This window comes from Acinetobacter sp. YH12241, assembly GCF_013417535.1.
Classification (GTDB): Bacteria; Pseudomonadota; Gammaproteobacteria; order Pseudomonadales; family Moraxellaceae; genus Acinetobacter.
The window spans coordinates 22503-46567 of the sequence record NZ_VPDQ01000004.1 but is presented as its reverse complement, the minus strand read 5'-3'; the positions used below and the strand labels follow the sequence as shown (position 1 = coordinate 46567).

At 42.3% G+C, this 24065-nt stretch carries 16 protein-coding genes; 4 read left to right on the top strand and 12 right to left on the bottom strand.

Annotated features, from left to right (window positions below; genetic code table 11):
- Window positions 1–18: 18 nt before the first annotated feature.
- The 6 genes from FTV18_RS03525 to pilG all read right to left on the bottom strand — a co-directional run bounded on the left by FTV18_RS03525 (window position 19) and on the right by pilG (window position 8599).
- The gene (locus FTV18_RS03525; protein ID WP_004784978.1) at window positions 19–477 is read right to left on the bottom strand and encodes a hypothetical protein; all 459 of its coding nucleotides are present in this window, start codon (window positions 475–477) and stop codon (window positions 19–21) included.
- Window positions 478–4995: an Hpt domain-containing protein gene (locus FTV18_RS03520; protein ID WP_180011984.1), complete on the bottom strand. Its 4518-nt coding sequence runs from the start codon at window positions 4993–4995 to the stop codon at window positions 478–480.
- Between the two features lie 168 nt (window positions 4996–5163).
- On the bottom strand, window positions 5164–7233 hold the full coding sequence (locus FTV18_RS03515; protein ID WP_004784982.1) for a methyl-accepting chemotaxis protein: 2070 nt from the start codon (window positions 7231–7233) through the stop codon (window positions 5164–5166).
- Window positions 7234–7279: 46 nt separating this feature from the next.
- Entirely contained in the window at window positions 7280–7816 is a 537-nt protein-coding gene (locus FTV18_RS03510; protein ID WP_159123371.1) for a chemotaxis protein CheW, read from the bottom strand.
- A 5-nt stretch (window positions 7817–7821) separates the two neighbouring features.
- On the bottom strand, window positions 7822–8190 hold the full coding sequence (locus tag FTV18_RS03505) for a response regulator (RefSeq protein WP_004784985.1): 369 nt from the start codon (window positions 8188–8190) through the stop codon (window positions 7822–7824).
- A 25-nt stretch (window positions 8191–8215) separates the two neighbouring features.
- Window positions 8216–8599, bottom strand: coding sequence for a twitching motility response regulator PilG (gene pilG / locus FTV18_RS03500; RefSeq protein ID WP_180011986.1), 384 nt, complete (start codon window positions 8597–8599; stop codon window positions 8216–8218).
- 283 nt (window positions 8600–8882) lie between these two features.
- Here pilG and FTV18_RS03495 point away from each other — a divergent pair, with 283 nt between their 5' ends.
- From FTV18_RS03495 to FTV18_RS03480, 4 genes are all read left to right on the top strand, one after another.
- A complete protein-coding gene (locus tag FTV18_RS03495; RefSeq protein WP_159123370.1) occupies window positions 8883–9527 on the top strand; it encodes a hypothetical protein in 645 nt (214 codons plus the stop codon).
- Between the two features lie 51 nt (window positions 9528–9578).
- Window positions 9579–10706, top strand: coding sequence for an efflux RND transporter periplasmic adaptor subunit (locus FTV18_RS03490; RefSeq protein WP_166139290.1), 1128 nt, complete (start codon window positions 9579–9581; stop codon window positions 10704–10706).
- An 18-nt stretch (window positions 10707–10724) separates the two neighbouring features.
- Window positions 10725–13832, top strand: a complete 3108-nt coding sequence (locus FTV18_RS03485; protein WP_180016892.1) for an efflux RND transporter permease subunit — start codon at window positions 10725–10727, stop codon at window positions 13830–13832.
- A 97-nt stretch (window positions 13833–13929) separates the two neighbouring features.
- A complete protein-coding gene (locus FTV18_RS03480) occupies window positions 13930–15648 on the top strand; it encodes a proline--tRNA ligase (protein WP_180011990.1) in 1719 nt (572 codons plus the stop codon).
- A 57-nt stretch (window positions 15649–15705) separates the two neighbouring features.
- Here FTV18_RS03480 and FTV18_RS03475 read toward each other — a convergent pair whose 3' ends face one another.
- The 6 genes from FTV18_RS03475 to FTV18_RS03450 all read right to left on the bottom strand — a co-directional run bounded on the left by FTV18_RS03475 (window position 15706) and on the right by FTV18_RS03450 (window position 23599).
- The gene (locus FTV18_RS03475; protein ID WP_166139297.1) at window positions 15706–17121 is read right to left on the bottom strand and encodes a hypothetical protein; all 1416 of its coding nucleotides are present in this window, start codon (window positions 17119–17121) and stop codon (window positions 15706–15708) included.
- A gap of 16 nt (window positions 17122–17137) precedes the next feature.
- Window positions 17138–19312 (bottom strand): DUF6160 family protein, encoded by a 2175-nt coding sequence (locus tag FTV18_RS03470; protein WP_159123365.1) that lies wholly within the window; start codon window positions 19310–19312, stop codon window positions 17138–17140.
- A gap of 29 nt (window positions 19313–19341) precedes the next feature.
- Complete coding sequence (locus FTV18_RS03465; protein WP_166139299.1) at window positions 19342–20058, bottom strand: hypothetical protein; 717 nt, start codon at window positions 20056–20058, stop codon at window positions 19342–19344.
- A 12-nt stretch (window positions 20059–20070) separates the two neighbouring features.
- Window positions 20071–22080, bottom strand: coding sequence for a hypothetical protein (locus tag FTV18_RS03460; RefSeq protein ID WP_180011992.1), 2010 nt, complete (start codon window positions 22078–22080; stop codon window positions 20071–20073).
- A 233-nt stretch (window positions 22081–22313) separates the two neighbouring features.
- Window positions 22314–22883 (bottom strand): dCTP deaminase, encoded by a 570-nt coding sequence (gene dcd / locus FTV18_RS03455; RefSeq protein WP_004785008.1) that lies wholly within the window; start codon window positions 22881–22883, stop codon window positions 22314–22316.
- Between the two features lie 122 nt (window positions 22884–23005).
- Window positions 23006–23599 (bottom strand): LysE family translocator, encoded by a 594-nt coding sequence (locus FTV18_RS03450; RefSeq protein ID WP_034701986.1) that lies wholly within the window; start codon window positions 23597–23599, stop codon window positions 23006–23008.
- Window positions 23600–24065 lie beyond the last annotated feature (466 nt).

Sequence of the window (24065 nt, the reverse complement as noted above, 5' to 3'; positions counted from 1 at the left end):
TATGTGCTTTGTAATGAATTACAAGCCAATTGAAGACTGAATATAACCCATTTGCGGGATGTGAAATAACTGATCCCCCATACGCACATACTGGAATACTGCGGGGTCAGTCACTTGCTGATCAGCATCGACGACTTCAGAAATACGCAGACGAATGGTTTTCGGCATTTCATTACACATCAGGGCAAAACGCTGATGCACCTCATCTCCTTCAATCACCAGCGCCACACCACTTTTACGTGTAGGATCATTAACTGCATAAACCGGTAATTGCGCATCATGCCACTCAACCACTTTAACCTGGGTATCACTATCCAGTGCAGACAGGACAATATTTTGTGGTAACAGCATTGGATCTTTGCCGTGACAGTCAATAATATAAGCATCAATAAATCCGGTAGATACCGTAATTAAATGCTGAAGTTCCTGCTGACTTATCTGATCAGCCATTTTGGCATTAGTCGTATTCTGACTCATTTATGACCCCTGTTTTTCAGCAATTAACTGTTGAATATTCGCCAGTAATTCAGCTTCCTGGAACGGTTTGCCCATGTAGTGGGTTACGCCCAGACTGAAAGCACGTTCACGGTGTTTTTCACCAGTACGTGAAGTAATCATGATGATTGGCAGTTCACGGTGAATATCGTGGTGACGAACCAGGTTCGTGACCTCAAAACCATCCATACGCGGCATTTCAATATCCAGCAGCATCAGATCCGGACGGACATTTTCAAGCTGCTCAATCGCATCTACACCATCTTTGGCGGTGACTATATCATAGCCCTGACGCTCAAGTAGACGCGAGGTCACCTTACGTACAGTCACCGAGTCATCCACGATCATTACCAGACGGCGAGCATTGCCAGAACGTGAACCATCGCGTTGATCCTGCATGTGTTTCACACGCTGCGTACCATGGATCTGACGGGCAATATTCTGACCATCCAGAATCAGACAAACCTGACCATCACCAAGAATCGTCGCACCAGTGACTACACCAATATTGGCGAACTGATGGCCGATTGGTTTCACCACGATCTGTGCACGTGAACCTACTAACTGATCCACAAGTAAGGCAATGGTTTGACCACTGTTGCCTTTAATCAGCAATACTGGCAGTGAATGCGCTACGTTGTTCAGACGAGGAATTGGCTGATTCGATACGAACTCAGACAGGTAACGCAATTTGTAATTGACGCCATCAATCTTGAAGAAATCGTCTTTACTGTTGAAGTAAGTTTCCAGAGTAGATGGTGCAATACGTACAATACGGTCGATTTGCGCCAGAGAAACGGCGTATTGCTGATCGCCCACTTTTACCATCAAGGCATCGCTGACCGCTACAGTCGTCGGTACGCGAATGGTGAAGGTTGTGCCTTTGCCAACTTCAGAGCTGACAGATACGTGACCACCCAGAGACTTGATCTCGCTTTGTACTACATCCAGACCCACACCACGACCTGAAATCTGGGTTACAGATTTAGCAGTACTGAAGCCTGGGTGGAAAATGAATTGCAGTAGCTCTTCCGAATCCAGTGTCTGATCTTCTTTGATCAGGCCTTGGCTGAGTGCTTTTTCACGAATCTTCTCAGCATCAATACCTTTACCATCATCACTAAATGAGACGATGACATCTGTACCCTGACGGCTGATATTTAACAGGATTGAACCGACTTCCGGTTTGTTCAAGGCAATACGATCTGCTGTATCTTCCAAACCATGGTCAATCGCATTACGCAGCATATGCTCGAATGGCGTTACCAGACGCTCCAGAATATTACGGTCTAATTCACCTTCACTATTCTGAATAATCAGTTCGGCTGGACGGTTCAAGGTCGTAGAAGTCTGACGTACGATACGCTGTAAACGTGGCAACATCCGGTCAAACGGTACCAGACGGGTACGCATCAGGCTTTCCTGAATCTCGGCCTGAATCCGTGATTGTTGCAATAACAAACCTTCAGTTTCACGAATCTTGTCGGATAAGGTGCTCTTGAAGTCAACCAAGTCCGAAGCAGATTCCGCTAGCGACTTGGACAACTGGTTCAGGGACGAATATTGGTCCATTTCCAGCGGGTCAAAGTCTGCATAACGCGAGTTTTCTGAACCGTGTTTGGCAATAATCTGTGATTCCAGCTCACCTTCCATTCGGCGCAACTGGTCCGCCAGACGTTTGATTGCCAGTTCCATTTCGTTCAGGGTATTGCCAAGTTGGCCTAAGTCCATCTCGATACGCGAACGGTTAATTGCATTCTCGCCTGACAGGTCGATCATCTTCTCAACCAGATCAGCAGAGATACGGATCATCTCATGGCTGGTATCGGTATTACCGGTATCGATCCACTCACCCATCATACGTGGTGGCTCAGTACCATCACCTTCGACAAACTCGAAGCTATTTTCTGTGACCAGCGTTTCTGTTTTAGCCAGACGTTCTGGCAGCTGCGCAGTAACATCCACATACGCAATCTTTTTCAGGCTGCTTTGGATCTGTTCAAAATTGCTATAGTCACGCTGGAAGATCGCTTGTCTTAACCAGGCCAGTGTTTTTTGCAGCAAGCCATCATAAGCATTCGAGTTAAAGTGATATACCGCAAACTGCTCGAAAGTGGTTTCCAGTTCATACGCAATGCTGGCCACCTTTTCGTTTTCAACCATGCGCGCACCACCCTTGATACTGTGGGCAGCACGTTGTAATTGAAGCAATAAGCTACGGTCACTACGCTGATCAAACCATTGGTTCAGCAGTTTTTCAGTATTGTCGAGAATCTCTTCTGACTCTTCAAGGAAAGTCTCTTCAACAATTGACTTCAGTTCATCTTCTTCAGAGCGCTCTTCTGCTACAATTTCAACTGGCTCAGTCAAAGTTTCTGTTTCAGTCAGCTCAACTTGTTCATCTTCTAAGTTTAGGGCCGGTTCTAGATCTGAACTTGTATCTTCTAATGCAATCTCTTCCGATGCTTCATCCGCTGTTTGTTCGGAATCAGCACTAGCTTCTGCATATTCAAATTCGACAACAGGAATCGATGTTTCTACCGGAGCTGCAACAGCTTGACCAGCCACCAATGCCTGAATATTTTGCAGAATCGAAATTGCTTCAACAGCCGGATAATCGATACCTTCATCACGGATCGACTGGATACGGTCAGAAACGTTATCTTGCACCAGACGAATGATTTGAATCAGCGCTGGAGTAACAGCGATCTGCTGACGGATGATTCGCTCATAAATACTTTCTAGTTCGTGCGAAATCGAACCGATATGAGAAGCGGTAATCATGTTTGCACCACCTTTTAAGGTGTGCAAGTGACGCATCAGGTTATTCAGTGAAGTCGTATCATCCTGCTTTTTACTCCAGGTATTCAGATCTTCATCAATACCTACCAGTAATTCATCCGCTTCTTCCAGGAAGATATTCAGTAGATCCTCATCGAAATCACGCTGAGTTTCTGCGCTGTCGATGTATTGGCGGTCAGAGGCAATACGCTGGCTTAAAGCAGCGAAGTCAATGCTGGCTGTGGTTGCAGCTTCAGGAATAGAAATTTCTTCTGATACTTGTTCAGCAGGAACATTGTCTTCAGCAAAGATTTCCAGGTCCTGCTGTACAAATGCAGCCAGTTCACTCAAGGTTTTTTGCGTATCATCATTCAGAATGACACGCTGGCCTGCTGCCAGGGTATCGAATAAATGAATGAATTCCTGATGTGCCTGGGCAAACAGCTCATAAGCATAATCACTATTCAGCAGTACCGGTTTTTCCAGCAAGGCATCATAAGCAGATTTTAAATCTGTCGTAAACTCATGAATACCCAGTGCGGCACGGTTATCTGTATGTGCAAGCAGCTCGGCAGCCTGCTCGCTTAAAGCCTGAATATATTCCGGATAATCGACTTTAGCCCGTTTATCGAATTCAAATTCGGCATCCAGCAACAGGTCAATCTCCAGTTCAACCAGCTTGGTCACCAGACCTTGGGTTTCAACTGTTTCCGTTTCAGTGGCTGCGAAGCCATAATCATTCCAGACACGCTCAAAAGTCGCATACACTGCTGCCAGTTTGCTGCTATCACCCTGACGTAACAAATGCAGATAGTCGCTGACAAATTCAGCATACTGAATTAATACAGCAGTTTCTTTTGAGGTGGATGCAATTTCATCCTGAAGCAGTGTTTTAAACAGATGTTCTACTTTAGAGCTGGCCTCGAAGATTTCTTCGATCTGTGCCATGGACGAACTGCCGCGCAAAGTATGAATAGCACGAATCAATGCATTATAATCCTGCACTTTTTCATTTTCGCTACGCAGGAACTTGGCAATCGTTTCGAGATGCTCTTCCGCTTCCTCGATAAAGATCGCCACGGTTTCTTCTACATCACTACGTGCAGCATCTTCACTATCAGCTTCTTCAAGCTCAAATTCTGTTGTGCTTATTTCTATTGCTGCAGTTGTATCTTGATCTTCAGCCGAATCACCTAGCTCAAGACCTGTGATCTGACCCTCGGCAGTCAGACTGTCTGCTAGTTGCAAGAGTTCTTCTAAAGCCGGTTCAGGTGTTATTTGTTGTTGTAATTGCTGACCTAAAAGCACGACTGGGCGTAGGTCAACATCGAGTTCCTGCACCTGTTTGAATTTTGGATATAAAATAAACTGGTAAATATTCAGTACAGCTTTGGCATACTGTTGAATTGTAGGCGTTAACTGGATTGAGCCTGAAAGTACCCGATTTAAGGTATCTTCCACTGCCCAAGCAATTTCACCCGCAGATTTAGCCCCCACCATACGGCCTGAACCTTTCAGGGTATGAAAATGGCGGCGAATGGTTTTCAGGTTTTCCTGATGAGCCGGATCACTCAACCATTCTGGAAATAAAGCATTTAACTCAACGAAAATCTCTTCGATTTCCTCGACAAAAATTTCAAGAATTTCTGCATCTTGATCAAGATAACTGTCTTCAGGAAGCGTTGTCGTTTCAACTAAATTTTTTAATATTTCTTTCATAGCTAATGCTTCTTACGTTGTGCCGCCAAGAAGGGCGCTCAAACTTAATTGTGACCGTCACGCGAGACCTAACCTTATGTAGTCAAGTCCATCTTGTCGAGGCTTTATCTGTATTTCTGAATGTGCCTCAACCTAGGTTAAGGCACACTCCCCTCATACTTTCTGACTTTATTCTGGTAGTTTAAAGTCAGATACAGATTCACGTAATGCATCGGCCATGTTCGCCAATTCAGATACCGAACGTGCTGTATCGAAGGTTGCACTCGTAGTTTGTGAAGTAATTTCCTGTACGACATTCATCGTGGTCGCAATATGACCCGCAGATGCAGACTGAAGTTTCGCAGCATCGGAAATGTTCGCAATCAGTTTTGCCAGGTTATTCGATACCGTTTGAATCTCATCCAGTGCCACACCAGCGTCTTTAGACAGGTTCGCACCACGTACAACTTCGGCTGTGGTTTGTTCCATTGAAATTACGGCTTCGTTGGTATCCGTTTGAATGGTTTTTACCAAGCCTTCAATCTGTTTGGTTGCAGAGGCAGAACGTTCCGCAAGACGCTGGACCTCATCCGCTACCACGGCGAAACCACGACCAGCTTCACCCGCCATCGACGCCTGAATCGCTGCGTTCAATGCCAAGATGTTGGTTTGGTCGGCAATATCGTTAATCAGGGCTACGATGTTACCAATTTCTTGTGAAGATTCACCCAGACGTTTAATACGTTTAGAGGTTTCCTGAATCTGTTCACGAATCGTATCCATACCTTCAATAGAACGGTGTACAACGTCTGCACCATTTGCAGCAATTTGTACTGAACGTTCCGCAACGACTGCAGATTCTTCCGCGTTGGCAGATACCTGGTCAATGGACATTGCCATTTCGTTAATCGCAGCAGATGCACCCGCAATCTCTTGTGCCTGGTGTTCAGATGCTTCAGCTAACTGGTTGGTAATGCTTTGAGTTGTCGCTGTATATTGCGCAACTTCCTGAGAAGTTTCGGTAATACGAGATACCAAGTCACGCAACTGGTCGATCGCGAAGTTAATCGAGTCGGCGATCGCACCGGTAAAGTCTTCCGATACTGTTGCATATGAACGTAAGTCACCATCCGCAAGGTCGGCAATCTCGTCTAGTAAACGTAAAATCGCATTCTGGTTACGGTCATATTCTTCTTGAAGACGGGTTACACGCTGTTTATCCGATGCACCACGTAGGGTTAACAGGCGGAATACACAGAGTAGGAAGCCGATCAATAACAGAATTAACAGTACCGCTGGAACGATTGTTTTCAGACCAGAGTTACCAGACAGTTTGTTTAGGTTATCGAGCAGGGCATCCGATTGCGAGAAAATTGACGCAGATGCCTGACGTACTTTTACGATTTGCGCAGAGTTTTTCAGGATTGTCGCAGATGCTGATTCAAGTACATCATCATATTCTGCTTTAATGCCTTCAAGAGACTCGCGCAGGTTTGGATCAGTAATACGTTGTACACCCAGTTCAGCAGAACCGTTTAACTGTGCATTTAAGTATGAACCGAAAGTTTCGGTATCGGCACTGAAGTCGTCCGCTGATTCACGTGAACCGTCGTTACCGGTCAATACCAAGCTGATCGAACGTAAAATACGTTCCGCAATAAATACCTGGTTTTTCGCAATGACCACCTGGTTAGACGGCATGTCTTGACGCGCCATCTGGTCGACCATCAAGTTATATTCGGCCTGAATTCCCGGGATCGCTTCACCAATCGCAATGTTGGTGTCATATAACTGGTTAATGATTTTTTGTTGCGATGCAATCAGGTCAATACTAGAAGATACTTCTGTCCACTGTTTATCTACTGCTTGCAGCGCTTCATTATTGGAATGGATATTTTTTACAGTCTCAAGGTTTTCAGCAAAAGCTTTTTGAGAATCTGTCAGATTTTTCATCGCCTCAGGTGTACCAGAAGCCGTTGCTTCAGTTGCCTGACGTGAAATGGTTTGTGAAAGCAGACGTAAATCACCCAGACTTTGTGTCAGCTGGTTGGCACGTGGCACACTGTAGAAAAGATACAATAAAGTGATGGTTGCCGCTAACAGACAGCCGGCTGCACCATAAATAAACGGTTTAGACTTTTCACTATCACCAAATACACGTGACAACTGATCTGTTTGTGATTGAATCTTGGATAAAAAAGTATTGCCACTTTTGCGGCTACCTTCACCTGTATTTTTCTTTTTAAGTTTAAAGCCCATGCAGCCTCTCCCCGATTTACGTCTTTATTACTTTCGTGCGCGACGTTTAATTTATAAATTTTATAGATGCGTTCATAAATTTTGGATTTTGCAACAGACGACTGAATAAGAACACATGCCATTGCTGGTTATGCTGGTGGAAAAATCCCTGACAGTATTCTTGTAAGTTATTATCCAATTCAGTTGTTTTAGAAAAAAAACTTTTCTTATTAAAATGTTGTATACCCAAAACTTGATCAACAACCAAACCGACATATTGGTCATTATGGTGAATACATAATACTTTTTGAGTCGGTGAAAACTGGCTACTCTGTCCTGATACATATTGAGTCAAATCAGAAACTGATAATAACCTTCCCCGAATATTGGCCAACCCTAAAACCCATGATTGAGTATTAGGAACTGGCGTATATTTTGGAGGATAGATCACTTCGGATACTTCCCCCAGCGGGGCAACAAAATATTGCCCCATCATCTCAAAAGCAATGCCTGACCATCGGTTGACTTCATTTTCATTAGAAACGTAGTTTTTATTTCCCCGTTTCGCAATGCGAAGCAATTCGATAAATCCATTTGCTGCCATAGAGCTTATCCTGCGTTGAGGTGGTGCTTAATCACTTCAATCAACTGTTTTTCATCTACCGGTTTTGTAAGATAATCTGCGGCGCCCTGACGTTTACCCCAAACGCGGTCAGTGGCCTGATCTTTGGTACTTACAATCACAATCGGAATATGCTTGGTGGTTGCACCACGTGCAATTTGACGTGTTGCCTGGAAGCCATTCACGCCTGGCATGACCACATCCATCAATACCAGATCTGGCAACTCAGCCTGAGCCATGGTTACCCCATCTGCACCATTGGATGCTTCAATCACCTCAAAGCCATGTTTAGAAAGAATCTCTCTAAAACGGAATGTTTCTGTCGGTGAGTCATCTACGATTAAGATACGCGCCATGCCAATTCCCCTAAAAAATCAATTATTAAGCACTAATATGGTTACGGATTGCGTTAAGCAATTCATCTTTACTGAAAGGTTTAGTCAAGTATTCGTCCGAACCAACAACACGACCTTTGGCCTGATCAAATAAGCCATCTTTACTCGAAAGCATAATCACAGGAATATTCTGATAATTTTGAGAATTTTTAATCAATGCACAAGTTTGATAACCATCTAGACGAGGCATCATGATGTCTACAAATACGATATCCGGATTGGTTTCTGCGATTTTTGACAAAGCTTCAAAACCATCTACCGCAGTCACGACTTCATATCCTTCGCGCTGTAGAAGAGTTTCTGCTGTACGACGAATGGTCTTTGAGTCATCAATGACCATAACTTTTAGATTTTGGAATTTATCGTCCATTTTGACCCTTCCCATTTTAGAAACGATGCGCCATAAGGCTCATAGGATTATTTTATTACGATCGATAAACATTTTTAACACAAATCCACTTGTATTATCAATGAACATTTTCTACACAAGTGTGCATAAATGGCGGATTTTCATTAACCATTTCACATTTTTATTTTGTCATTGCTTTTTTTTTGACTGATGGTAGTTTTTAATTCGTGAATTTGAGTCTAATATAGCATTATTATTACTTTAAAATAAGTAATTTAGTCAACTTTCAATTGGGGAGCCAATGATGAGTCAGTTTTCAGAAAAACTTGCTTTCATTGATAAAAATAAAATGACTGGCCGATTCATATTTGCAGTGACACTTTTTCTTCAGGTCACCATTTCTTATGCCTCAACTAACCAGCCACCAAAAGCCACCTGGTACCGCTATTATGATAATAAAGGTGTGGCCAATATCAGCACTAACGTTACCCCCAACCATATCCGCTATGGATATGAGGCACTTGACCAGAATATGCAGGTCATTAAACGTGCACGTCCTTATAATGTCGATAAAGATATTAAACAGGCGCCGCAACGTGCCCAGCAGGCTCAGCGCATTGCAGAAGACCAGAAACTGAAACGTGCCTATACCAATAGCCATGTTGCTCTACAAAAAAAGAATGAAAGTCTGAGCCAACTTAAAAAACAGATTGCCTTTCAGCAAGAGCAGATGAAACAGTTGCAGCAAGACCGGGTTATGTTTTTACGCCAAGAACGTGAATATTTACGTAAAGGCAATAATCCCCCGGCATCTTTGAAAGCCAACCTTGAAAACAACCAGAAAAACCTGATTTCTCAAAAAGAAAATATTCAATCTTTACAAACTCGCTATCGAAATATGGAAGCGGAATACGACAGAATTATTGCCCGTTTAAAAGCACTTGAATAAACACAAATAACTTGTTGTTGCTTTAAACGACCACAAGTGAAAAGGATTAATATGCCATTTGCACAGCATTTTCATATTTCAAAGACCCCTTCTTCGCGCTCTGTATTGATGGTGAGTGCACTTTGCTTAAGTCTTTTTCTAAGCGGCTGCAATAAAAATGAATCTACACCGCAAGCCGAAAGTCCCAAAACAATTGAACTAATTCTTCAGGATCTGGTAGCTGTAAAAACAGGTACTTCAATCCAGAAATCCGCATTTACCGGCACTATTCGCGCAGTCAACCAAAGCAGTATTCAAGCGCAGGTTTCGGCCACTGCCACCAGTGTTAATGCTCAGGTCGGTGACAATGTAGCTAAAGGTCAGGTACTGGTTCGCTTAAATAATCAGGACAATGCCGCACGTCTGGCTCAGGCCCGTGCCAATCTGGCATCTACCCAGGCACAGGCCAATCAGGCGCGTAACATGATGCAGCGCAAAAAGCGCCTGCTCGACCAAGGCTTTATTTCTAAAGTTGAATATGAGCAAAGTCAGGTTGACTATCAGGCCCAGGTTGAAAATGTCCGCGCACAGCAAGCCAATGTCGATATTGCCGTAAAAGCCGATCGTGATGGCATTATCACCAGCCCGATTAGTGGCGTGATCACCCAGCGTCAGGTTGAGCCCGGTCAAACCGTGGCGATCGGACAAACCCTGTTTGAAATCGTAAATCCAAATCAACTGGAAATTCAGGCCCGTGTCCCGAGTGAGATGCAGTCCAGTCTGCGTTTAGGTAGCAAAATTGAATACCAGATTCAGGGCAATCCAAACACATTTACCGCTGCTATTAGCCGGGTATCTCCAATTGCTGATCAGGCTAGTCGCCAGATTGAATTCTTCGCCAGACCAAATGAAAGTATTCCCTCTTTAAGTATTGGCTCTTTTGTTGAAGGCAATATTCTGAGTTCTCAACAAGTTTCTGGTCAGATTATTCCCCTCGATACCATTCAGGATATCCAGAATAAACCTTATGTCTGGGTTATTCGCCAGAACAAAATTATTAAAGTGAATGTTCAGGTTCTGGAACAGCGCTATAACCAGAATACTGCAGTGATCCAGGGTCTGGAAACAGGTGATCAGGTCAGTCGCATTCCATTTACCGAGGCAGATCTCAACAAGCCAGTGACAGTGCGTTCCAACTAATCAGACAGGATCATTAATATGTGGTTTACCCGAATTAGTGTGAAGTATCCCGTCTTCACTATTATGATGATGTTCTGTTTGATGGTACTTGGACTGGCTTCCTGGCAGCGCATGGGTGTGGAAGAATTTCCGGATGTCGATTTCCCCTTTGTCGTAATTTATACGAATTATCCAGGTGCTTCTCCAGAAACTGTTGAATCGGAAATTACCAAAAAACTCGAAGACCAGATCAATACTATTTCCGGTTTAAAACAGGTGATTTCACAATCCAGTGAAGGCCTGTCGATGATTACGGCCGAATTCAATCTGGAAGTGCCTTCAACCACGGCAGCACAGGATGTCCGTGACAAAATTGCTTCAGTCACCGCTGAATTCCGTGATGAAATTCAGGAGCCAGTCGTCGAGCGTTATGATCCGACTGCCAATGCAATCATGTCGATCGTATTTGAATCTGACAATATGGGCTTAAAAGCACTAAGCTCCTATCTGGATCAGCGCATTGTTCCACAACTACGGACTGTTCCGGGTGTAGGTACAGTCAACCTGCTCGGTGATGCACAGCGCCAGATTCGTATTCAGGTTGAACCACAGAAACTGCAAGCTTTTGGCATTGGCGTGGATAGCGTCATTAATACTCTGAAATCTGAAAATATCGAAGTTCCGGGCGGTACATTAAAATCTGGCAACTCGGAACTGGTGATTGAGATCAATTCCAAAGTCCTGCATCCCCTCGCCTTTGGCGATCTGGTCATTGCCAATAAAAATGGTGCACCGATCTTTCTGAAACAGGTCGCAGAAATTGAAGATAGTCAGGCAGAACTTGAAACTGGTGCATTTCTGGATGGCAAGGCTGCAGTGGCTGTCGACATTCTGCGTAGCTCTGATTCTAATGTTATTGAAGTAGTAGACAGTACCTACAAAACTCTTGAAAGCATTAAAGCCCAATTGCCACAAGGAACCACCTTAAAAGTTGTGGTGGATTCTTCAAAAAGTATCCGCGGCACCATTGGTGATGTTGCGCGTACCATTATTGAGGGTGCGGTTCTTGCTGTGCTGATTGTTCTATTATTTTTAGGTTCTTTCCGCTCAACGGTCATTACTGGCCTCACTTTACCGATTGCATTGCTCGGAACTTTGACCTTTATCTGGGCTTTTGGTTTCAGCATCAATATGATGACCTTATTGGCCCTGTCTTTAAGTATCGGTTTGCTGATTGATGATGCAATTGTAGTACGGGAAAATATCGTACGGCATACCGATATGGGTAAAGACCATGTCACTGCCGCGCTGGACGGCACCAAAGAAATTGGCCTTGCCGTTCTGGCAACAACACTGACCATTGTCGCGGTATTCTTGCCTGTTGCCTTTATGGGCGGAATCATTGGCCGTTTCTTCTATCAGTTCGGTGTAACGGTGAGTACCGCCGTTCTGATTTCCATGTTTGTTAGCTTCACTCTAGATCCAATGCTATCTGCGCATTGGGCAGAAAAGAAAAAAGATCCCAATAAAAAGCCAGGTCGAATTAAACGTTTCTTTAACTGGATTTCAGGCAAATTAGACAATTTAAGTCATGTCTATGAAAAGCTATTGAAACTAGCTTTACGCTTTAGATTCATTACTATTGTAATTGCAGTGGCGTCTTTGTTTGGCGCTCTAGCCCTGTCGAAACTGATTGGTACCGAGTTCGTACCTGTCCCGGATAAGGGTGAAATCCGGATCAAGTTTGAAACTCCAGTCGATGCTTCACTGGAATATTCACAAGCCAAACTGCAGCAGGTCGATAAAATTGTACGTCAGCATCCTGATGTACGTGCAACTTACGGCGTAATTAATGGTGTGACCGATCGCGGTAAAAACCATGTCAGCTTACGTGTCACTGTGACTCCGCGGACTGAACGCGAGAAAAGCTTGAATGATCTCAATAATGAATTCCGTCAACGTTTACAATCTGTGGGCGGCATTACCATTACCTCAGTCGCTTCCGCGGATGAAACCGTATCGGGTGGCCAAAAGCCGATTATGATTTCAATCAAAGGCCCTGATTTGAATGAACTACAGAAGATTTCCGATCGCTTTATGGTCGAGATGGCTAAAATTGATGGCATTGTCGATCTTGAATCCTCACTGAAAGAGCCAAAACCGACCTTAGGTGTACAGATCAATCGCGTTCTGGCCAGTGATCTTGGTTTGTCAGTCAATCAAATTGCCAATGTGGTTCGCCCACTGATTGCCGGCGATGATGTCACCACCTGGCAGGATGAAAAAGGTGAAACTTATGATGTTAACTTACGCCTGACCGAAGACCGACGTACCTTGCCAAGTGATCTGCAAAATATGTATATCACTTCATCTAAAATGGATGGCAATAATCAGCCGATTTTGATCCCGCTTTCTAGCGTCGCGAATTTTGAAGAAAAACTGGGAGCTTCTCAGATTAATCGTCGAGATCTGGCGCGTGAGGTGCTGGTTGAAGCAAATACCTCTGGACGCCCTGCAGGTGACATCGGTACTGACATTAGCAGACTTCAGGATAGTTTCGACATGCCGCCGGGTTATAGTTTTGATACCCAAGGCGCCAATGCAGACATGGCAGAATCCGCAGGTTATGCGCTCACTGCGATTACCCTGTCGATTGTATTTATTTATATCGTATTGGGTTCACAGTTCAACAGCTTTATTCACCCTGCTGCCATTATGGCTTCATTACCCTTGTCATTAATTGGTGTATTCCTGGCGCTATTCCTGTTTAATTCGACCATGAACCTGTTTTCAATTATCGGTATTATTATGCTGATGGGCCTGGTGACCAAAAATGCGATTCTGCTTATCGACTTCATCAAGAAAGCCATGGATCGGGGTGAAGCCCGTTATGATGCGATTCTGAATGCCGGCAAAACCCGTTTACGTCCAATTCTGATGACCACCAGTGCCATGGTCATGGGAATGGTGCCGCTCGCTCTGGGCTTAGGTGAAGGTGGTGAACAAAGTGCACCGATGGCACATGCCGTGATCGGCGGGGTAATTACCTCCACCCTGCTGACATTGGTCGTGGTTCCAGTGATTTTCACTTACCTGGATGACTTTAAGAATTTTATGCTGCGCCAAGCCCGTAAAATCATGGCATAATTTAAACCATCACAATGAGGTGACATTCACGAATGTTCACCTCATTTTTTATTGTATAATCTCTGCTTTAACGCTTAATTTTTTTAGGACAGTTTCCATGCGCGCGAGTCGCTTTTTATTTGCAACGTTGAGAGAAACCCCGAACGATGCTGAAGTTATTTCACATCAGCTGATGCTTCGTGCCGGTATGATTCGTAAGTTGGCTTCAGGTTTGTACACCTGGCTGCCGATGGGCGTTCGCGTATTAAATAAAGTTGCAGCGATCGTTCGCGAAGAGATGAATAACGCGGGTTCACTCGAAGTCTTGATGCCTGTGACCCAACCAGCTTCTCTTTGGGAAGAATCTGGTCGTTATGTGCAATACGGTCCTGAACTATTACGTTTTAAAGATCGTCATACCAATGACTTTGTGCTTGGCCCAACACATGAAGAAGTGATCACTGATCTGGCACGTAATGAGCTAAAAAGTTACAAACAACTGCCTGCAAACTTCTACCAGGTTCAAACCAAGTTCCGTGACGAAATTCGTCCTCGTTTTGGCGTAATGCGCTCACGTGAATTCATCATGAAAGATGCCTATTCTTTCCATGCGGATCAGGAATCTCTGCAAGAAACTTACGACAAAATGTACGAAGCGTACTGCAAGATCTTTACCCGTTTAGGTCTGGATTTCCGTCCAGTACAAGCGGATACCGGTTCAATTGGTGGCTCAGGTTCACACGAATTCCACGTCTTGGCTTCAAGTGGTGAAGATGATATCGCCTTCTCAACTGAATCTGATTATGCGGCTAACATCGAAATGGCTGAAGCGATTCTGGTGGGCGATCGTGCTGCTCCAACTCAAGAACTGAAAGTGGTTGATACCCCAAATCAAAAAACGATTGCTGATGTATCAAGCTTCCTTGGCACTGACCCTGCACATTCAGTGAAGGCATTACTGGTTCAAGGCGTTGCAGCTGAAGAAGGTAAAGCAGCTCCTGTCGTTGCCCTGTTCCTTCGTGGTGATCATGAACTGAATGAAATTAAAGCCGAAAAGCATCCAAAAATTGCTGCGCCTTTGGCTTTTGCTACTGAAGCTCAACTTGCTGAACTAGGTTTGACTGCTGGTTTTGTAGGTCCGCAAGGTTTAGTAGAGAAAGGCCTAACAGTGATTGTTGACCGTGCTGCTTCTGTACTTTCTGACTTTGTTGCAGGTGCAAACGAAGCAGACAAGCACTCAACTGGCGTGAACTGGGAACGTGATGCGCAGTTTAGCGAAGTTTATGACCTGCGTAATGTGGTTGAAGGCGATCCTTCTCCAGATGGTAAAGGTACACTTCAAATCAAACGTGGTATCGAAGTAGGTCATATCTTCCAGTTAGGCAAAAAATACTCTGAAGCTTTAGGCTGTAAAGTCTTAGGTGAAGATGGCAAACCATTCACTGTAACCATGGGTTGTTATGGTATCGGTGTGACACGTGTCGTAGCATCTGCAATTGAACAGAATTACGATGAAAAAGGTATCATCTGGCCGGCTGCGATCGCTCCATTTGAAGTGGCAATTGTGCCAATGAATGCGCATAAATCACCTCGCACTTTAGAAGCAGCTGAAAGCTTATATGCAGAACTGCAAGCTGCTGGTTTTGACGTATTGCTTGATGACCGTAACGAGCGTCCAGGTGTGAAATTCTCTGATCTTGAATTGACTGGTATTCCACATCGCATTGTGATTGGTGAAAAAGGTCTGGATGCAGGTACTTTTGAATATAAAGGTCGCCGTGATGCAGAATCAGTAAATCTTTCGAAAGAAGAACTACTGGCAAAAATTGCGAAATAATATTTTCTAACGAACACAAAAAATCCCGCCTAGAGCGGGATTTTTTATGTCTCTAACTTAGCAGAACTTATGCCCGCCAAAGCAGTTTGAGGTCACATTCTGGTTCTGTAGCAGCTTGTCCATTAAGGTTAAAGTTGCAGGAGTACCATCTACATAGTTAGTAAATTTACCTACATCAATATTCAATTTACGTACCACCGCGACATTCGCCAGAGACCCTAAAGCCTCGCCCACACTGACATCAATCAAGTTTTCAGGACGTAAAAGAAATTCAGAAATAGCAGTTGCTACCTGAGGTAACACGAATGAAATATCAACTTCATCTGTAGTTTTTAATACACCCAGTTGAATCGGGTCTTTAAAAGATAGCCACCAACCTGGTTTGGCAATATCAGCCGCGTCCGCACCTTGCCAATGCACATTCTGACTCTGTAAAGACAAATAACCGCCTGTACCATTTAATGGAATATTATGGATCATATTCAGAGCTTGGACAAAGGTGATGTCCATATTCAGGTTATCCAGACTTGAACCAGCACCCATTTGAAAGAAAGAATGTGTTCCTAAATTAAGAAATCCAATTAATGGATCAAACTCTACATACAGCTTATCTTTTGAAAAATCTGGTGTACCAATCACATCACTTGGCAAAGTTGAACCCGTTAAAGCCTTTGCTAATGGAATCGAAGCAATAGTAGAACGGATATTACTTACAGTCGCTGACTTTAAGCGTTGCCCAGTCACGACAGTTTCTGGCATAGTAAAGTCTACCCGCATGGAAGGCACTGTAATCCCGGTATGGCCATCAGCACCTGGCTTACTGGTAAAAGTACGTGTTTGTCCTAAAGCCTTTAGATTCCCTGAGATTTTTTCATCATTTGCAATACCAAAGGTTCCCGCTTTTGTAACAGACTCACCAGTGGTTTGCGCCATTTTCATATAACCACTAAAACTTTTGAGGCCATCATTCGGATTTTCGATGTTGTCAGTCCCCATGGTTAAGAGTCCGACAATTTTATCTGCACCTAGACGAAAACCGACCACTTCACGGGTAGAAGCACTTCCACCATTTTTAATTGCAAACTCAACAAAGGGATTACTCACACTGGCACTGGTATTAGCACGGTCACCTGAAAAGACAGGGTTACCCTTATCATCAAGACTGGTATTTAAGCCACTCAATGCCAAGTTAGAAATATCAATATCACAGCCATTAGTATTCCCAATACTGTTATTCGTTCCACCACAACCGAGCTGCAAAGTTTTGATATTAATGTTCAGTTCCATTAAAGCTTCAATACTTAGCTTATGGAAGTTAATCCCTTGTGATGAATCATAAGCATTTTCCAAATTTAATAAGGCCTGTGCATCAACTGCAGATAAAGCCTCATCGTCTAAGGCTGTCATTGCCATCGCCTGTTGACTAAGGCCCATTAAAGTGACAATCAAGCTATTCAATATTATTTTTTTCATGAAATCATCCCTTATTTCAGCGCGGTGTAATGCCAAGCGTACTGCGCATGGTTCCGCCTGTGAGTGCAATTGTTGCTATATTCTGCATATTGCCATTTGTGGTCATGGCCATGTTGGTTCTAAACGGCTCGATAATCTTCTGATCTTTATTAAATTTAATTTGATTATCTAAAGTAACAGTATCTTCACTCACGCCTATTTTGGTGATTAATCCTAAATTCCCTTCCATACGATTAAAGTTAATCGCAGAAGTATGAACTGCACCTGTGCTATCTACATCTTCATTAATCAGACTAAAATAACTACCAAGATTATTAACATCACCTTTTTCTGTAGAAGTTAATGTTCGGAACTTAAAGTTTGCATCCAACGATAAATAATTTTCGCCTGCTACATCCAGTCCCGGAATAATCATTAACTCACCACTACCATCAAGCATCATGGCAATTGTTGTTAATACATCATCGCGTTTAGAAAAGTTGTCATCAGGAACAAACTGATCACATTTATTGCCTGATACACAGTTATATTTAGATCCCGGTAATTGGCCAATTGCCACTTCAGCTTTAGCTGCGATCAGCAATTTATCAGCTTTTACATAGATGCCTTCATCTTCATAACCAATCACCCCTTTGGATTCAATAAAGGCATCAATATTTCGAAGGCCAGCATAATAGTTTCGCGCATGGCCATTCTCTACACCACCATCAATTAAAAGAATTGAAGTTGTACTTGGTGCTCCAGTTTTGGCATCCTTTCCATAACCTTCAGTTGATGCCATCACGTTATAGGCAATACCATTCTTGTCACCGTCATATTTTGTACCCGACAAAGCAACATTGGCATTCAGGTTGTAAATTGGAATACCAATTCCCCAAGAACCACTATTCCCGGAAATAATACCAGTATCATTAGAAATAAAATTTGCTTTGGCTGCAATCGACTGGAAATCCATACCCCGTATGGCGATTAGTGCAAAATCCTGATTAGCAGACGTACTGCTTAAAGTTTGCTGCAAAATCGGATTACTTTGTCTAAGTGTTGACTTAATATTGTCATTAACTAAAAATTCTAGGCTCTGCGCCTGAATTGTATTGATATAAATATCGCCAAAATCGATATATGCATTATTTTTTCCAGTTAATGAACGTAATTCATTAAACTGAACTGCATAGCTTCCTTTACCCGTATGACCAATTTCCAAAGTCGTTGGTTTTAAACCCTGTGCTGCTGCCACTTCCTGATTGGTAAAATCAGCTGATAAACCAAGATGCAAGCCGCCTTCACCTGCGTTATAGCTTGAAACACTGCGATCTTGTCGCGTCAGCACACCACCAACTTTATTACTTATATCAAAAGAGTTCAGTTTTGACTGATCAGCACCTAACGACAAACGTGCATTACTCACTGCACCCGAAATACCATAGCGCATGATATTTTTTAAATCGCCATCTCCATTCTGATAGCGTAAATCAAAGTTTAATCCAGCTGTTTGCGCACCAGTTGTTCCTACAGCCACTGGTTTTAAATTAATTAGATGGTCTTGTGTGCCACTTTTACTGGCGAGTACGACGCCTTGTATCGGGTCTATATACATATAGCCCGTACCAGCGAAGTTAAAATTAAAGTTATCTAGAACTAAGCTATTTGTACCTAAAGTATGTTTGATCGTGGCATCTTGCAAATTGAAATCGATAGTAGCTGTTTCATTCTTATTGAATAAACCTGCTGTCGTATGAAGCACCATTTTAAATGGACTATCAATCGCAAGACCTAATTTGCCCAAATTTTGATTGTTTTCGACACAGCTTGTTCCAACACAATCCTTACTCACAAGTTTAAAATCTGCATTGGCACTAAAGGGAGCTACGCTTGCTTCTAGACGGATCCCTGCACCAGCATCGGTCGCACCGACATCAAACTTAAGCTGGCTTAAAATCGCATTTTGATCTTTGCCTAAGATTTCTACTTTATGCAATCCCAGTCCCATCTTGGTATTTACATCAGCATTCGGGTCATACCAATTGAGCTGTTCAACTTCTACTTTTGATACCTCGTGTGTAATCGTAATACCGTCTTGACCAGTGATATGACCCAATTCTTGTTCTTCAATCAGCTCTAGTGCATAACTATGCTGTGCTAAACAGACACATGCCGTTAATAATTTAATTTGTGATTTTATTTTTTTCATTCTTTCATCCCTATACTGCATCCATGCAGTTAGCAACGGCTTTGTGCACTCCCAGCTGAGCAGTTAAAGCCAAATATTTTTAAGTTTCCTGACATGTGCATGTTGCCGTGCATATTGAGACCCATAAACCCCTTCTCACGCCCCCGGTCAAATTCCGGAACATCTGCTGAGGCAGTGGTATATGTACCGTCCGCTTTATAAACACGATTGGTGAAGGTCGTATACCTCTCTGAATTGGCATAGCCTTCTTTATCGCCCTCACCGGTTCCGGTTTCAATAGCCAAAGTATTAAAACCCAAGTTTCTGATTTTTAAAGGTTTATCATCATAAAAAGTGATTTTCATGGCTGTTTGAGGATCGCCTGCCACATTAGTAATTGTAGTGCCATCGATAGAAAACTTATCAATTTGCAGGGTGCCTTGTATGCCTTTAAATACCAGCCATTTTTTATTGCCTTGAGCATCAACATGATTGTTCGGAGAAATAGCCAAGCGACAAAACAAGGTGTTAATTCCACAATCTGTTGTTGGCTTGTAATACACCTCTAACTTATTAGCGACCGTTTCAGAAATTTGAGATTTCGTTAAATCAGTAGCGTATTGATGGTTGAGTGACAAGGTCCAGCTTAAATCTGCTCCGCCTTGACCCGTTTCCGCTGTCATTTGCTGCGGATCAAGACTGACCAAGCCGGCTTGTGTCGCAAAAGAAATCCCAAGAACTGTAGCAAGCATTAACTTTTTCAACATTGCCCTATTCCTTTATAGACCTGTAGTTTTTATTTTTAGATGTTGAATCAACACACCATCAATCACTGCTGAACCAAAATTCCTCATTGAGTTATCAGTAGCCCCCCTAAATACCACACCAGTAGCATTATTATCATCTTTTGCCTTCAGCATATTAGTATTGGCAATACGTTCAACAGAACCAATGGCGATACTACTGTGAGTTGCATCGCGTCCTTGATACAAGGCAATGCTATCTGAAGCTTGAGCTTTAATTTCAGTACCACACGTATATACATTACATGTAGAGCCTAAAAGTGCTTCTGATCCTAAAAAACCACCTTTTCCATCTGGATAACGCTGATAAATCCGGTTGTAAATATCTGGAATTTTAGGAATACGTGTCACTTCCAAAATAATATTATTTCCTTCCGAACCCACAACAAAAGGCTGATACATACTTCCTAGTACCAAATTGATATTCGGGCTATATAAATACAATCCCTCGGTATCATGAAATATAGGAGCTGCAGAGCCATTTAAAGCAGGAGTCGGACCATCTCCATCAAGATTATTCTCTTTTGCTGCACTACTAATACGAATCCCTTTACTGTTCAAATTGTTTGAATCACTGGTCAAAGTAGAGGGATCATCATTAGTATTGAGTCGGATCAGACTCGCCAGGCCCAAGGTTTGACTATATGCAAGATCAGGCGATGTAAGGGTTTGAAATAATCGGACTTGCGAACCGTTCATGCTCAAGCCATTAGCAATAAACTGTGCACGAAAACGTTCAGAAATATCTAAGCCTGAAGTAGGTGCTCCAGTAGCATAATCTACGGTATTACTTGAATTTAAAGAACGTGAGAAAATATCAGTCCAAAAACCAAGCTTAATATTATTATCTGCTTCATTTGCAGCAACTGTTGCAAGAGGTGCTTCTAAAGCTAGATAGCCCACTTCTTTTCCCGTATCCGTAAACTGTTTTACTGTTTCGGCTCCGGCATGAAATAACCAAGGATTGCTGGCTGTTCCCCAATTAAACCCCTGATTGCTATAGCGGCTACTGAGTGAATTATCACTTTTTGATAAAGCTAAACCATAGATAAATACATCAGCCTTCGTACGTAGCGTACTGACTGAGGCACCCATTGCAGCTTCTTTGGCCGCTGTTGTTGCGCTCGCTTTAACCGCCTGCTCCATAGCAGTCACTGCATTTTTTGCCTGAATCAGTGCATACCTATCAGCTTCAATTGCTAATTTTTCTTGTGTCGCATTCTCTACAACTGTAGTAACTCTTGAATCAATAGCATTGGTTCGGGTACCCGCTTGTTGAGTCCAAGTATTATTTAATGGAGTGGTTACCTTGTTTCCATATAACAATTCGATCATTTCATAGGTATTTTTTAATGCATATTCGACAGATTTATCTTTTTGCCATGCAGTTAAAGTATGAGATGTTGTTCCGTCACTTTTTAATCCTGTAATAATTGTACCGTCATAATAATCCTCATAACGCTGCTGATAATATTGCTGCATTAATGTCGAATTACGATATTCTTCCACAATACCACTACGCGCACTTGCACCAATTTCATTACGGATTGCAGTTAAAGTCGCATTATAGTTTTGAGTTTTATAGGTACTAACACTATTGTCATAAGTCGTTTGATAAAGATTGGCATTTGCACTGATACCATTTAAATAGCTACTTGCATACACTCGATCATAGACTTTGTTATAGGCACGCTCACCTAACTGAGCATAGTTCTCTCCAGTCGGAATAATACGAATAAAGCCAGTGTCTGCCTGACCTGGATTGGCAATACCTCGTGCATAGCTTGAACCACTGGAAGCATCATTCGGTGCCTGAAAAACCATTTTAAAGTCATCAAGTACCAGGGCAACACCTTCACCGGTAGTATCAGAAAGAGAAGAATCAGTTAATTCCTGCATTGCATGTGCAGATGGCAATAATCCTAAACCGATCATCATTGCCAAATAGCTTTTACGAAATTGAAATTTAGCTTTTATTTGAGCCATCTCGACCTATCCTTCTTATCTGATGCTCCGCATCTTTATCCTTCAGCTTCCCAGCCTTCAATTTTTGATTTTTATGATGCTTGGCACATCTTTTTTATATATTCATTCTTCATTATGCTTATTTTTAGCAGGATTACCAAAGCCAAAAGACTAAAAACCCCGAGTTTCCGATGAATGAAACAGCAAAAAAATAAGCGAGGCATTAGCCTCGCTTATTAAATGCTTTAAAACTATTAAGCTTTAGGCAAAGTAACGCCTGTCTGCCCTTGGTATTTACCACCACGATCTTTATAGGAGGTTTCACAAACTTCGTCTGATTCGAAGAACAGCATTTGAGCCACACCCTCACCCGCATAAATACGTGCAGGCAGGTTAGTTGTATTTGAAAACTCCAGCGTGACATGACCTTCCCACTCAGGTTCAAGTGGAGTCACATTCACGATAATGCCGCAACGTGCATAAGTCGATTTACCCAAGCAAACGGTCAGTACATTTCGTGGAATACGGAAGTATTCTACTGTACGCGCTAAAGCAAATGAGTTGGGTGGAATGATACAAACATCCGATTCAATATCGATAAAGCTTTTTTCGTCAAAGTTTTTCGGATCGACAATTGCAGAGTGAACATTGGTGAATACTTTAAACTCACGCGCACATCGCACGTCATAGCCATAGCTTGAAACACCATAAGAAATCAGCTTTTGACCATTTTCATCCAGACGAATCTGGTTTTCTGCATACGGTTCAATCATGCCGTGTTTTTCGCTCATTTCGCGAATCCAACGATCAGACTTAATTGCCATTGATATAATCCAAAAATCTTAAAAATAAGTAATTGCGACGTACTTTAACTGAAATTGACACCAATGAAAATAAGCGAAATTCTGACAGCTAAATTTCAGGAAATTTAGCTGCTTTTTCAGGTTTAAAGACTGAGGAGTGCTGAATAGGATAAAGGTACAGAAAAGCTCATTAAAATAATGGAAGCGGTCTTTTGTAAGTTCTTTTGATTCAGCCAGCGATTGTTTTTTCTGGCCAATAAGCTACCTAAAAAAGTCCAGAAAAATGCGATAGGAATAAGTAATGCCAAGAATGCCAGCATATAAGTCACATAATATTGACTGCTTTTCCACACAATGACCGGGAAAATAGCCGAAGCAAATAATAATGCCTTAGGATTCAGCAAAGTCGCCAAAAATAGTTCCCGTGCCCGAATCGAAATACATTGAAAATTTTCACCAAGTTCTGCGGTACGCCATAATTTTAAAGCTAAAAATAGAATGTAAGCAGCACTACAGAGTTTGAGGATATGAGGTAATTCCGGTAAATAGACCGAGATTTTACCAATCAAAAAGCCCCAGAATGTAATTGCGATGAGATAGCCGAAAGCTTCTGCGGGAATAAGGCGAAAAGTTTTTCTAAATCCAACTTGAATACCTGACGATGCCAATAAAGTATTGGTTGGGCCCGGTGTTAATAGAATGGCTGCCACTAAACCAATAAATAACCATGAAATCATAGTTTGACCTCGCTCTTAGGTATTAAGCATAAAATAATCCGGTCAAATCTGCCAAAAAATAATTGTAAGAGAACATATTAAAAATTTTTATATTTTCTTATTTTTTAATTAATTTCATATAATTAGATAGAAATACAAGAAATTTTCTTTTCAGTCAATTTTGTCAATTTATAAAGCTATAAGCTCATCATAAAATTGCTATAAAAGTAGAAGTTTCAATAGAGTATTCGGACTTAAAATTCCTGAAATACTAGTCTCTATACCATGAATGGAAAACTATCCAAAACTTTGAAATCATTATTTCCGGTAACCTTTGATTGAATTTTAACTAACTAAAATCCCTGCTCTTGCGTATGAACTTTGGACACCTCTCTAGAAAAATTTGGTGATGGGAGCAACTTTTACCTAACTCCTAATGATTAAATTTCCACTCTCCATTTAAGATGTCTATCTTGCTCAATTTGTT

Bases quoted from the DNA above. Each gene is read 5' to 3' on its own strand.
- FTV18_RS03525 (WP_004784978.1), bottom strand. From the start codon at position 477: ATGAGTCAGAATACGACTAATGCCAAAATGGCTGATCAGATAAGTCAG.
- FTV18_RS03520 (WP_180011984.1), bottom strand. From the start codon at position 4,995: ATGAAAGAAATATTAAAAAATTTAGTTGAAACGACAACGCTTCCTGAA.
- FTV18_RS03515 (WP_004784982.1), bottom strand. From the start codon at position 7,233: ATGGGCTTTAAACTTAAAAAGAAAAATACAGGTGAAGGTAGCCGCAAA.
- FTV18_RS03510 (WP_159123371.1), bottom strand. From the start codon at position 7,816: ATGGCAGCAAATGGATTTATCGAATTGCTTCGCATTGCGAAACGGGGA.
- FTV18_RS03505 (WP_004784985.1), bottom strand. From the start codon at position 8,190: ATGGCGCGTATCTTAATCGTAGATGACTCACCGACAGAAACATTCCGT.
- pilG (WP_180011986.1), bottom strand. From the start codon at position 8,599: ATGGACGATAAATTCCAAAATCTAAAAGTTATGGTCATTGATGACTCA.
- FTV18_RS03495 (WP_159123370.1), top strand. From the start codon at position 8,883: ATGAGTCAGTTTTCAGAAAAACTTGCTTTCATTGATAAAAATAAAATG.
- FTV18_RS03490 (WP_166139290.1), top strand. From the start codon at position 9,579: ATGCCATTTGCACAGCATTTTCATATTTCAAAGACCCCTTCTTCGCGC.
- FTV18_RS03485 (WP_180016892.1), top strand. From the start codon at position 10,725: ATGTGGTTTACCCGAATTAGTGTGAAGTATCCCGTCTTCACTATTATG.
- FTV18_RS03480 (WP_180011990.1), top strand. From the start codon at position 13,930: ATGCGCGCGAGTCGCTTTTTATTTGCAACGTTGAGAGAAACCCCGAAC.
- FTV18_RS03475 (WP_166139297.1), bottom strand. From the start codon at position 17,121: ATGAAAAAAATAATATTGAATAGCTTGATTGTCACTTTAATGGGCCTT.
- FTV18_RS03470 (WP_159123365.1), bottom strand. From the start codon at position 19,312: ATGAAAAAAATAAAATCACAAATTAAATTATTAACGGCATGTGTCTGT.
- FTV18_RS03465 (WP_166139299.1), bottom strand. From the start codon at position 20,058: ATGTTGAAAAAGTTAATGCTTGCTACAGTTCTTGGGATTTCTTTTGCG.
- FTV18_RS03460 (WP_180011992.1), bottom strand. From the start codon at position 22,080: ATGGCTCAAATAAAAGCTAAATTTCAATTTCGTAAAAGCTATTTGGCA.
- dcd (WP_004785008.1), bottom strand. From the start codon at position 22,883: ATGGCAATTAAGTCTGATCGTTGGATTCGCGAAATGAGCGAAAAACAC.
- FTV18_RS03450 (WP_034701986.1), bottom strand. From the start codon at position 23,599: ATGATTTCATGGTTATTTATTGGTTTAGTGGCAGCCATTCTATTAACA.